The sequence below is a fragment of the Chitinophaga silvisoli genome (assembly GCF_003412465.1).
In the GTDB taxonomy this organism is placed as follows: Bacteria; Bacteroidota; Bacteroidia; order Chitinophagales; family Chitinophagaceae; genus Chitinophaga; species Chitinophaga silvisoli.
Window position 1 is genome coordinate 75,235 of the sequence record NZ_QTJV01000009.1, and the last position, 11,432, is coordinate 86,666.

At 45.0% G+C, this 11,432-nt stretch carries 10 protein-coding genes; 7 read left to right on the forward strand and 3 right to left on the reverse strand.

All coding sequences use genetic code 11. From position 1 onward, the window contains the following. Positions 1 to 4: 4 nt before the first annotated feature. The 5 genes from DXN04_RS22015 (at position 5) to DXN04_RS22035 (ending at position 4,465) form a co-directional block, all read left to right on the forward strand. Entirely contained in the window at positions 5 to 1,762 is a 1,758-nt protein-coding gene (locus DXN04_RS22015; RefSeq protein WP_116855565.1) for a RagB/SusD family nutrient uptake outer membrane protein, read from the forward strand. Between the two features lie 127 nt (positions 1,763 to 1,889). Then, positions 1,890 to 2,210 carry an ArsR/SmtB family transcription factor gene (locus DXN04_RS22020; RefSeq protein ID WP_116855566.1) on the forward strand — a complete coding sequence of 107 codons (321 nt, stop codon included), beginning with the start codon at positions 1,890 to 1,892 and terminating at the stop codon, positions 2,208 to 2,210. Next, positions 2,207 to 3,163 carry an SRPBCC domain-containing protein gene (locus tag DXN04_RS22025; RefSeq protein ID WP_116855567.1) on the forward strand — a complete coding sequence of 319 codons (957 nt, stop codon included), beginning with the start codon at positions 2,207 to 2,209 and terminating at the stop codon, positions 3,161 to 3,163. The genes DXN04_RS22020 and DXN04_RS22025 overlap by 4 nt, the downstream gene beginning before the upstream one ends. Beyond that, positions 3,160 to 3,537: a DoxX family membrane protein gene (locus DXN04_RS22030; RefSeq protein ID WP_116855568.1), complete on the forward strand. Its 378-nt coding sequence runs from the start codon at positions 3,160 to 3,162 to the stop codon at positions 3,535 to 3,537. The genes DXN04_RS22025 and DXN04_RS22030 overlap by 4 nt, the downstream gene beginning before the upstream one ends. 79 nt (positions 3,538 to 3,616) lie before the next feature. Beyond that, positions 3,617 to 4,465, forward strand: a complete 849-nt coding sequence (locus tag DXN04_RS22035; RefSeq protein ID WP_116855569.1) for a leucine-rich repeat domain-containing protein — start codon at positions 3,617 to 3,619, stop codon at positions 4,463 to 4,465. 155 nt (positions 4,466 to 4,620) lie between these two features. On the opposite strand, the gene DXN04_RS22040 is transcribed toward DXN04_RS22035, so the two are convergent. Next, on the reverse strand, positions 4,621 to 7,071 hold the full coding sequence (locus tag DXN04_RS22040) for a hypothetical protein (RefSeq protein ID WP_116855570.1): 2,451 nt from the start codon (positions 7,069 to 7,071) through the stop codon (positions 4,621 to 4,623). Positions 7,072 to 7,119: 48 nt separating this feature from the next. Here DXN04_RS22040 and DXN04_RS22045 point away from each other — a divergent pair, with 48 nt between their 5' ends. Both DXN04_RS22045 and DXN04_RS22050 read left to right on the forward strand, forming a co-directional pair. Then, on the forward strand, positions 7,120 to 8,391 hold the full coding sequence (locus DXN04_RS22045) for a hypothetical protein (protein ID WP_147320029.1): 1,272 nt from the start codon (positions 7,120 to 7,122) through the stop codon (positions 8,389 to 8,391). A gap of 221 nt (positions 8,392 to 8,612) precedes the next feature. Further along, positions 8,613 to 9,623, forward strand: a complete 1,011-nt coding sequence (locus tag DXN04_RS22050; protein ID WP_116855572.1) for an RNA ligase (ATP) — start codon at positions 8,613 to 8,615, stop codon at positions 9,621 to 9,623. Positions 9,624 to 9,870: 247 nt separating this feature from the next. Here the strand turns inward: DXN04_RS22050 and DXN04_RS22055 are convergent, their stop codons facing one another. Both DXN04_RS22055 and DXN04_RS22060 read right to left on the reverse strand, forming a co-directional pair. Next, complete coding sequence (locus DXN04_RS22055; RefSeq protein WP_116855573.1) at positions 9,871 to 10,482, reverse strand: hypothetical protein; 612 nt, start codon at positions 10,480 to 10,482, stop codon at positions 9,871 to 9,873. A 23-nt stretch (positions 10,483 to 10,505) separates the two neighbouring features. Beyond that, on the reverse strand, positions 10,506 to 11,411 hold the full coding sequence (locus DXN04_RS22060) for a Ppx/GppA phosphatase family protein (RefSeq protein WP_116855574.1): 906 nt from the start codon (positions 11,409 to 11,411) through the stop codon (positions 10,506 to 10,508). Positions 11,412 to 11,432: the final 21 nt, after the last annotated feature.

The window sequence follows — 11,432 nt, forward strand, 5'->3', positions numbered from 1 at the left end:
AAACATGAGAAAGAAATCTTTATATACATATTTAGGTATTGCACTTACTGTAGCCATGGTAAGCTGTACTGACCTGAAAGAAAAAGTGATCGATGAGGTATTGGGCTCGAACAACTCCAATCCTGAGAATGCAATAGCGGCTGCTTATGGCCAGCTGGGTAGTGCGACCTTTGTAGACCATAACAACGTATGGGGTTTACAGGAATATCCCACGAACGAAGCCCTGCTGCCTACCCGTGGTAGTGACTGGGGCGATGGTGGTATCTATCGTGCTATTCACGAGTTCACCTGGGGACCAGACAACTCGCTCGTAGCAAATGGCTGGAATAACCTGAACAGTGGGATTACCAAGTCGCTGACCGCGGTAACCAGTGCTTACCAGGCAAATGGTAATGCTAATCAGAAATTGTTCCTCGCTGAAGCAAGAGGCTTGCTGGCTTTCTATACTTTCCATACCCTGGATCTGTATGGACAGGCTCCTTACAGAAACCCATATGTCAACAATGCGCCTCTGGAAGTAAAAAGTGCAGATACAGCGATCGATGGTCTGATCAGAGAAGTAGAAGCCATCATTCCTGACCTCGCTAACCTGAAAGAACAAAATACACATAATGGCCGTTTCACCAAACAGGCTGCTTATGCACTGCTGGCTGATATGTACATGAACCGTGCTGTATTTAAGAACCGTTATGGTTCCAGCTTTAACTTCACTGAAGCAGCCCTGGATGGTAATGGTACTGATATGGACAAGGTGATCTATTATACCACGCAATTGATCGATAATACACAGTTCTACCTGGAAACAAACTACTTCAGGAACTTTGATATCGACAACAATGGCAGACCGGAGCTGATCTTCGTGGTTTCGCAGGATATCAATACATCCCGTAGCAGCAGTAACAGCATCGCCTATATGCCGATGGAAAGAAATCAGAAACCTTCTGCCAACAACAGGGGTACGAATGCAACATGTACCACTCCTTCGTTCTATGCAACCTGGGATGGCAATCATGATGACCCTCGTTTCTCCCGTAAGTACCAGTATAGCGATGGTACCTGGTTCAAGAATGATGGTACTGATGTGAGTGTGCCTGCTACGAGCATTGTGGCTAACAGTTCGCTGCCATGGTTCCACTTTAACCGTGGTTTCCTGGCAGGTCAGCAGTATGGACCGATCCTGGCCTCCGGCGGTCTGAAAATGACCAGCGATAACAGGATTGCGGTAGAGAAACTGTATTGTGAAAAGAATACATCACTGCCGGTGGATTTTACACCTGAGCTGAACTTTGACAATCCTGCACAGTCTGTATTTACACAGGCACAGATCAACCGTGGGGTGCGCATCTTCAAGTTTGAGTTTGACCCTGAGAAGGATAACGGCTCCAGCAATGTAGATATGCCATTGTATCGCCTGGGTGGTATGTATTGTATGCGTGCAGAGGCTTATTTCCGTAGTGGTCAGACTACTTTGGCGCTGGCGGATATCAATAAGCTGCGTACGACAAGAACACGCGAAGAATATTATAACAGCACGCCAGGTACCGCGATTGCATCCCTGACTGCCGACATCCTGTACAATGAAATTGCTTTTGAAATGTACTGGGAGCAGTGGAGGAGAAAAGAGGCGATCCGCTTTGGAAAGTTTGAAGATGCGGATCCGGGATCTGCGAAGCCGGCATCTCAGCCTTTCAGAAGAGTGTATCCTATACCTCAGTCTGCAATGGATGCAAGTGATGCATTTACCCAAAACCAGGGTTATTAATTTACTGGTTTAGTCGTTCATAAAATGGCCCACCAAATATGGTGGGCTTTTTTTTAAGAATTATTTTGTGAAACCGATTGGTTTCATATATATTTGCAACCATATGGTTTCATAAACACATAAGCTCATGAGAAGAGACATATTCCAGGCCATTGCAGACCCGACCAGGAGAGCGATTATAGGACTATTGGCTATGCAGGCAATGACACCAAATGGTATTGCGGAGCACTTTCAGACTACACGTCAGGCAGTGTCGAAGCACCTGCGGGTATTGACAGAATGCGAGGTAGTAAAACAGGAGTACCAGGGCCGGGAGATTTACTATCACCTTGAAATCGAAAGAATGAAAGAAATTGACAAATGGCTCGAACAGTTCCGCAAGCTATGGGAGACGCGTTTTGAGCAACTAGATAACCTATTAGCAAACCTCAAAAAAAATAAAAAATGAACAAGGCAATCCTCTTTAACTTCGATGTAGATAAGGCTAACAAGAAGATCAAGGTTGAAAGGTCCTTCAACGCGCCCCTGGACCTGGTTTGGGCCGCATGGACTGAAGCCGATATCCTGGACCAGTGGTGGGCCCCAAAACCTTATCATGTAGAGACAAAATCGATGGATTTCAGGGAAGGTGGCAGATGGTTTTATGCCATGGTAAGCCCTGAAAATGAAAAGCACTGGTGTATCTTTGATTATGAGACCATCCAGGTAGAAAAAATGTTTGCCGGTAAGGATGCTTTTTGTGATGAAAACGGCGTGATCAATACTTCTTTCCCTAGTACAAACTGGACGAACAATTTCAATGCAACGGATGCAGATGCTACTACCGTAACCTGTGAGCTGCAATTCAAAGCATTGGAAGACCTGGAGACCCTGGTGAAGATGGGCTTCAAAGAAGGCTTTACTGCCGGATTACAGAACCTGGATGCGTATATCAGTGCACAGTTTTACCTGCGTAAACAAAAGAAACCGGACAACCGTGCAAGGGTATCTTACTATGTGAATTTCCCGGGTAATACAGAAGAGGCTTTTAACTTTTATAAATCTGTTTTCAGGACTGAATTCGTAAATGGTATACAGCGTTTGGGAGAGGCCCCTGGCCAGGAAGGATTGAGTGAAGCTGTTAAGAAAATGGTGCTGCATGTGGAATTGCCGTTGCTGGGCGGGCACATTTTGATGGGTACCGATGCCCCGAAAGAAATGGGATTTACCCTGACACAGGGAAATAATATGCATATCAATGTGGAGCCTTCCACAAGAGAAGAGGCGGAGAGAATATTCAATGAATTGTCCGCCGGCGGAGAGGTAACCATGCCTTTGCAGGATATGTTCTTCGGGGCTTACTATGGTAGCTTTACGGACAAATATGGCATCAACTGGATGATAAATCACCAAAATATATGAAGAAAATAATCCTTAACATTCTGTCTGTACTGTTCGGGCTTTTGCTCCTCAATGGCGGTTTCGCCAAGTTTTTCCACTATATGCCTGAACCAAAAGATTTACCTCCTGCTTTGATGGCTGACAATGCAGCCTTTATGGAGATTGCCTGGCTGATGCCCCTGGTAGCGGTAGCTGAAATCCTGGGTGGGATCCTGATTATCATTCCTAAGACAAGGGCTTTGGGTGCAGTTGTTATTTTCCCGGTGATGGTAGGAGTAGCTCTTACTCATGCTACCGTGGCACCGAGTGGCTTGCCGATGGTATTTGTAATCTGGGCGATTTTGTTGTGGATCATTTTTGAGAACAGGAAGAAGTATTTGCCAATGATCAGTTAGAATATGCGCAGGTTGTATCGGAAGTAATCTGAAGCGATTGAGGAAATTACTTTTGATAGAACCGCCGTATCTTTACACCATGTTAGTGAACTATAAGGAACGGAAACTTACTTCAATTCCCGAAGAAATACTTGGCAACAAGCTTATCACAAACCTGAACCTGGAAGACAATCAAATCACTTACCTGCCTGTCTGGTTCACTTCCCTGACAGGGTTAAAGGTGCTATACCTGAGCAATAACCAGATCAGCGATATTTCCTTGTTGGCCAAAATGCCCTCTCTTGAGCTCATTTATATGAATCATAATAAGATCAGGAAACTGCCTGAAGATATCGGTAACCTGAAGCAGCTACGACGATTGTACCTGGGGCATAATCAACTGGAATACCTGCCTGACAGCTTTTATGAACTGACAGAGTTAAGGATGCTGATCCTGAAAGCGAATAAATTGACTTCACTCGATGATAAGATCGGTCAACTAAAGCACCTGGTCAACCTGGATGCAGGTAAAAATCAGCTCAGTGAATTACCGGCCGGTATTGGGCAGTGCAGAGAGTTAAAACAACTTAAGGTCAACAGAAACAAGCTGGCTTCTTTGCCCTGGCAAATGAAAGACCTGGATGCGCTGGAAGATCTGAATGTAGCGAGGAATCAGCTGACAACTATTGGGAGTTTGCCGGCCACTATAAAGGTACTACATATTGAAGGTAATCCTGTGCAGCATGCAGATGTGCGGGTAGATAAACTAACATTTGACCAAACACAGGCAGATCAGGTGGCAAGACTGGGAGGAACACATGAGCAGGTATCCCTGGAAGGAAGGATAATAAGTCCTGCTATGTTAGAAGCAATTGCAAGACGGAATGAATGGAATGAAAGACATGGGCTGAAAAAAGAAAAGTATCCGGAAGAAGACGATGAAGATTAATTATTAGTATTTAAATACAACACCTGTTGCTTATAAGCATGAGGTTGTATCAAAAGTAATATTCCCAGGATTAAATTTGGGTACCTGGCGAAGAGAATTTTAGTTTATGTAATTCTCAATGCCTTCAGCTTACTTTTGATACAACCTCATTTTTTTTAATCTAAAATGATATTACATTCCTCGCTGATGGCTTCATATTTTTCACACCAGGTAAGCCAGTGATCCAGTTCCGGGTCCATGGATGGCGCATCCTCTTCCCCTCTGAACAGGGCGGCGGTTCCACCTTTTAGTTCTATCTGGTATTTCAGGTCATCGATCCATTCCTGCCAATACTTTACATCTCCCCTTTCGTTGTATACATAGTCCCACAACTTAGACTGATGCACCCGCGCTGCATGTAAGACAGGAATTTCGGCTTTCTTTAATTCTTCTGCGATTTTTTTCAGTTCCGCTTCTTCTTCCTCATCTGCATCTGTGAAGAATTTAGGAAATACACCAAATGGATGCATGAGTTCATTCAATATGTCCAGGTCTTTGAGGTGCATACCTGCTATAATAAAGGAACCTACACCTACATCCAGTCTTAACAGCGCACCTTCCAGTTCATGCAGCATGCCATTCAGTCCGCACATAAATGACTTGTCTATCGGATCATTTATAAAACGTTCATGCAGCTGAATATTTACGCCCCAATAATAATTCAGCACATCATTCAGTTCATCGGCTCTTTGTGACAATGGAACAGAACGGGTGATTTCCTGGGCTAAGCCGACCAGGATTAATCCATCCAGCAAAGCGGCTCCTGTGAGCCAATAGGGACTGTCTGCCAGTCCACGATGCTGACTTTCATCAGGATACTTTGAAAAGATGTAAGCATATGGATACTCCGCTGCATACAATACCCGGTTAAATACAGTGATGGCCATTCCCTGGAAGATGGTTTCATCAGGTGTGTTCCTGAACATCCAGATCAGTTTCCAGAGCTTGTCTTTATCAATTGTTTTGACCAGCTTATTATTCCAGGTAAGTTTCCTGGTTACATAACCTTCGGCAATAGTAAATACTTTCAGTACTTCTTCCTGCATTTCAGCAGGCGCTGGTACCCATCTTTCATTTTCATCTTCTATTAAAGCTCCTACGGTATTATCTGCTGTGATGTAGTAGAAGAAGTTCTTTTCATCGTCCGTATGAATGGCGGTGATAGAACCCGGTACCTGTTCGCCGTCTTCATCAGTCTCTCCTCCCCTGTTCAGGGCAATATGCCAGCCATCTTCATTGATGGTGACACGGGTTTGATCGGGTCCGAATAAGGGAACAGCCAGCAGTTTCGTAAAATCTTCGACGTTGATGGTAGTCCTTTGTACAATTGGTTTGAGCAAAGGAATGCCTTCTTTGACGGTGGTATAATAAAGGAACCAGTCTTCCCGGTCAAAGAGCTCATCGATCAGCTTTTCTTTGATGATTTCTTTATCGTCGTCATCATTAAAATCAAGAACTTTTACGCGGGCGAAGTCTTCGAACTGAAAACGGTAATCGTCTGCAATAACTACTGGTGCCCATACGTAGGACCTGCCGGTAAATTCACCATGGTTATAGATGCCCATCAGCAGTTCCTGTACGGCCACATAACCTGTTACGTAAATAAGTTGTCCGCCTACGATGACATTCTTTGCCTTCAGGTTGCCCAATACAATCAGGGAACAGGCACCGTCTGTATTTTCATTGAGGATGTTGCCTTTCACAATGAGGTCGCCTGCAACTACGATACCGAAGTAGGCAGGGTCATCGAGATCCAGTTCTTCTAAAACTGTGGTGCCGTTGTAGAAGAGGAATTTCAGTTCATCGCGTTCGGGCATTTTTTCAGCCAGGGCCATCGGGTAGTCTTCATACCTGGCAGGTAAGTGCTGTACCAATGGCTTGATGGTATCGAAGCCGACTACCTGCGGGGCAGGATTGTTCCCGGCAGAGATGTGCTGTAAGGATGGTTTGAACACGGGCCTACCTTCCTGTAAAAGCTTCAGGAAGCGGACATCGCCGGCGAAGAGGTAGTTATCTTCATCCAGTAACTGTGCGGCGATTTCCGGCAGGAGAATGCTCTTCCAGTTGGTGTAATCGGCTGCCGGGATCTGCCATCCACGGCAAAAGGTGGCCGCATTGATGTTTCCTTTGATGCTGGCACCATGATCGTCAATGATCAGCAATTCCGCGTTCAGATCTCCTTCAATCCGGATGTTGCCATGGTTGTAGTAAGCGACCATCACATCCGCAACATTTACATGTCCGCTGACAAGAATTTCCGCACAGCCTGCCGCGAGGCGTGTACAGGTCAGGGAGCCACTTACCAGGAGGAAGCAACTGTAAGTATCCAGTTCAAAATCGATAATGGGGGCGTTTACGACCAGGTTGCCGTTTACGATAATACCTGCTATGTTTTGTTCAGCATACAGGTCATGCAAATCCAGGAATTCATTTAGTTCAGTGTCGCCTTCATAGATCCTGATCTGCAAGGTATCCAGGTATTCATCGAACAAATCGTAATCGGTCGCCAGGGCATCTAACAAATCGGTTTCCAGGGCGCGCCTGAGTGGCAAGGTTTTGAAGCTCACAATAATGGTTTTTATAGGCTGTGAAAATAAATGTTTTAAATTTATGTCATGAGATGTTTTTTGCTCCTTTTATTATTGCAGGCCAGTGCCTGTAGTAGTCATGAATCCTTCCCTACCGGGAAAGTAGTGGATACCGTAGCCTGTAAGGCTGATCCCTCGCAGACGTATGCTGTGTACGTACCCTCCAATAACAATGGGGCGGTCATTTATTGTTTTGATGCACATGGTGCGGGCGTGCTGCCGCTGAACAATTATAAAGCGCTGGCAGACAAGTATGGTTACATCCTGGTGGGCAGCAATAATTCTAAGAACGGGAATGACTGGAGCACTACAGAAAACATCTGGCAGGCATTGGTCAAAGATACGCGGGAGCAATTGCCGATCGATACCAGTCATGTGTATACGCTGGGATTTTCAGGCGGTGCAAAGGTAGCAGGGTATGTGGCATTGAACCACCCGGGTATTAAAGCGGTGATTGTCAATGGAGCAGGCTTACCGGATGGTACGCCTCCGGCTGATTTCCCGTTTTCCTATACCACGCTCGCGGGCGAAGGGGACCTGAACCTGACAGACCTCCTGGCTTATGACCAGGCACTGAATAAAACCGCGACTAAACACCACCTCATTGCTTACAACGGGAAACATGAATGGGCACCGGCTACGGCAATGGATATTGCATTTGGAGGTTTAAAAGCGGATGAAGGTGCAGCACCTACTGACCTGATGCCGAAGACCAGGACCAGGATGGAAATGGCGGTACAGGCGAACCAGTTCCTGAAAGCAGAACGGGAATGCAGGTTATGGCTCAGTTATATGCCGAACGATGCTTTCTTTAAAAACCAACTGGAGATCATCCTGGGCAATCCTGCTTATAAGACACAGTCACAGGAGCAGATGGCACTATTGGTCAAAGAACAGAAGACGAAGGAAGCATATAGCGCTAACCTGGGTACGAAAGATTCGGCTTACTGGCCGGGGGTGATCAGGGAATTAAATGCGGGTGCGAAACTGACCACCTTAGAAGGTCCTATGAACCAGCGTTTATTAGCTTATCTTTCTTTAATGTTCTTTTCAGTGAGCAATCACTACCTGGCAAGTCATGCCGATGCTGTAGCCAGGCATTTTGTAGATCTTTATGAACTGGCGGATCCTGCTAATAGTGAAGCATATTATATGTCCGCGATCCTGTATGCGCGTGCAGGCGATACAGGGAATGCAATGAAAGAGATGAAAAATGCAAAGAAAAATGGATTTAAGGACCAGGATCGGTTTAAGCAACAAGCTGAATTTCAGTCTTTCAAAGATTCATTGAAGTTTTAGTTTGGATGGTATAAAAAAATTCGTATACCTTTGCCTCCGCAAAACATAAAATGACAAAAGTACAAAACATAGCACCGATGATGATTGCACGCGTATACTGGCAGTATCCGCTGAACGGGGCTTGTTGTACTTATCAATAAAGGATTACCTTATTCCGTATAATACAAGCCCCGCAAGCAATTGCGGGGCTTTTCATTTTTAATCCCAACCTTAACAAACCAATGAGAAAATTAGCAAGTATCCAAAGGATCAAAAAATTGGAGCCTATAGAAGGTGCCGATGCCATAGAGAAAGCCTATGTGCTTGGCTGGCAGTTAGTCGTAAAGAAAGATGAGTTTCAACCCGGAGATCTCTGCATTTATTGCGAGATTGATAGTTTAATGCCCCCTAAACCCGAATTTGAATTCTTACGTCCCAGAGGCATGCGTATTAAGACGGCAAGATTGAGAGGCCAGATCTCTCAGGGGATTGCTTTCCCACTCTCCTTCCTGCCTGCAGGATTTGAGGTGGCCGAAGGTGCTGATTGTACAGATGCTTTGGGAATTACCAAATATGAACCACCTATGCCTGCGTGCCTGAACGGGGTAGCAAAGGGTACCTTTCCCGGCTTTATTCCCAAAACAGATGAGACCAGGGTACAGGTATTACAGGATGTGCTTGACAAGTACCTTGGCGAGACCTGCTACATTACGGAGAAGCTGGATGGCAGCTCTACTACTTACTTCCTGAACAACGGTGAGTTTGGGGTGTGCAGCCGAAACCTGGAGCTGCTGGAAGATGCGGAAAACAGTATGTGGAAAGTAGCCAGGGAACTGGATATAGAGAATAAGTTAAGATCGCTGAATGGCAACTTTGCCTTGCAGGGAGAGCTGATTGGCGAAGGGATCCAGGGCAATAAAATGAAACTGAAGGGACAGCATATCCGCTTCTTCAATGTATTCGATATTGATCATTCGGCTTACCTGGATTTTGACCGGTTTACGGCAATGATGAATTTCCTGGAGCTGCCTACAGTTCCAGTATTGTCCACCGGCTATGTGTTGGAGAATGATATAGAAGAACTGGTGAGGAAAGCTACGATTAAGAGTACAATTCATAAGGATGCATGGGCAGAGGGTATAGTGATCCGGCCTGTGAAAGAACGGATAGAACTGTACAACAATCACTTTGTGCATAACAGGGTGACGTTTAAGGCAATCAATCCTGAGTTCTTATTGAAATATGGAGAATAATTCTTTCCATAGTCTATAGTTTTTTACTCCGGCGGATGAATCTCTGCCGGAGTTTTAGATGTATATTCTCATAACTGCAATGTGGATGATGGCTGTCAGATCTACAATAATACGATCAGCAATACCACGGCATGTGCGATTAGTGTGCGGCATCCTGCACCGGTGACGAATTCTGTCCAGTGGGGAAATACATTTGCGGGGAATGGAACGAATGGAATGGATCGTATTTATAGTAGTAAGAGCCTGCTTACTCCTGTAGATCTGGCCCATACTGATGGGCCAATAATTTCCATACAATATTTTCCCTGACATAGGTGGCGAATTGGATAAAAGTAGTATCTCCACAATTGGTACCCTTCAGTACGATGCCATTGTAAAGCATTGCCAGGGGAGTTCCGTCAGTGCATTGTTCATTTTTATATCTCTCACGGATAGCGGTGCTATCTTTCATCACGAGATCTGCCCTGTTAATCAGTTCCTCCCATTGTTTATTATTGAGGATGAAGCTATAAGCTGGGGAAGCAGGCACACTGTCTTTAGGATTTGTGGCATTTAAATTTGAACCCCTGGCTACTGTGACTACAGGTAAACCTGCAATTGAAATAGGTTCATCCCGTCTCACAAAGTATATTATACCCCCTGCATGATCCCCTTTTTTGTGAAGATGAATGATAAAGGTGGTATCGAACCAGCCCTGGCTCGTGAAGAACAGGTGACTGCTATCTGCGTAGTCTTTGCCGGATGTAAAGAAGAATTGCTCTAAATCTCTGAGCTGTCCAGGATTGGGTTCCTGGGGCTGTGCTTGCTTACAGGCAAAACAGAGCATGGCGACAAACAGGTATAGGGAATTTTTCATCATGAGCTAAGATCAAAAGGTTTCTGTTATTTATGTTGTAAGGACAGGTAATCAGCTAAAACGCCCCACTTTAGATCATAAGCAGAATAACTTAATTGCTTTATATTCATCTGCTCCAAAATATAATCAGTAATAATGGCCGCTATCACAATCATGTCTACGCGCAGGGAGATCAGGCCTTTCATATTGGCTCGTTCACTGTGCGTAGTATTGATTAAGTGTTGCGAGAGTGCCTTGTATCGATCTATATCAAGACTTGCAGCTGCCACATCGCTTACTTCATTTCCATCATTTAATAAAGCAGCAAAAGATTCAAAGGCACCTGCAGACCCTACTAACAAAGAGGGTTGATACTGTGCACAGGCAGCTTTTAAATCAGGCAGTGTATGATCCAGATGAGCTATGATTGACTGATGCGCTGCCTCACTGAGCGGATCTGAATGGAAATAGGCCTGCATCAGGCGGGCAGCTCCTATATTATAGCTTTTCTTCCAGAGGGCCCCTTGTGAATTACAAATGATAAATTCGGTACTTCCGCCACCAATATCCATTACAAGCGTTGTTTGCCTGATTAGGCCTGTAGCCATCACACCACTAAAGATATAGCCGGCTTCTGTCTCACCGCTTATTACTTCTATATTGATCCCGATTTCCGCAGCTTTGCTTACAAACTCCTGTCCATTTTCCGCACTGCGTACGGCAGACGTAGCCACCGCTTTGATTGCATCAACATTATAAGAATCAATAACTGCTTTAAATGCTGCAAGTGTACGGATACCTCTTTCCATCGCCTCCGGAATGATGATATGCTGATTGATCCTTCCCTGCCCTAACAATACAGGTACGGTGCTTTTATACAGGATTTTATCTACGCCCTCCCCTATCAGCAAATGAAATGTATTCGTACCGAGGTCTATTACTGCAAGTCTCATATCGTACACTTTAAATATTGC

Excerpts from the sequence above, each read along its gene's own strand:
- DXN04_RS22015 (WP_116855565.1), top strand. The coding sequence starts at position 5 with ATGAGAAAGAAATCTTTATATACATATTTAGGTATTGCACTTACTGTA.
- DXN04_RS22020 (WP_116855566.1), top strand. The coding sequence starts at position 1,890 with ATGAGAAGAGACATATTCCAGGCCATTGCAGACCCGACCAGGAGAGCG.
- DXN04_RS22025 (WP_116855567.1), top strand. The coding sequence starts at position 2,207 with ATGAACAAGGCAATCCTCTTTAACTTCGATGTAGATAAGGCTAACAAG.
- DXN04_RS22030 (WP_116855568.1), top strand. The coding sequence starts at position 3,160 with ATGAAGAAAATAATCCTTAACATTCTGTCTGTACTGTTCGGGCTTTTG.
- DXN04_RS22035 (WP_116855569.1), top strand. The coding sequence starts at position 3,617 with ATGTTAGTGAACTATAAGGAACGGAAACTTACTTCAATTCCCGAAGAA.
- DXN04_RS22045 (WP_147320029.1), top strand. The coding sequence starts at position 7,120 with ATGAGATGTTTTTTGCTCCTTTTATTATTGCAGGCCAGTGCCTGTAGT.
- DXN04_RS22050 (WP_116855572.1), top strand. The coding sequence starts at position 8,613 with ATGAGAAAATTAGCAAGTATCCAAAGGATCAAAAAATTGGAGCCTATA.
- DXN04_RS22055 (WP_116855573.1), bottom strand. The coding sequence starts at position 10,482 with ATGATGAAAAATTCCCTATACCTGTTTGTCGCCATGCTCTGTTTTGCC.
- DXN04_RS22060 (WP_116855574.1), bottom strand. The coding sequence starts at position 11,411 with ATGAGACTTGCAGTAATAGACCTCGGTACGAATACATTTCATTTGCTG.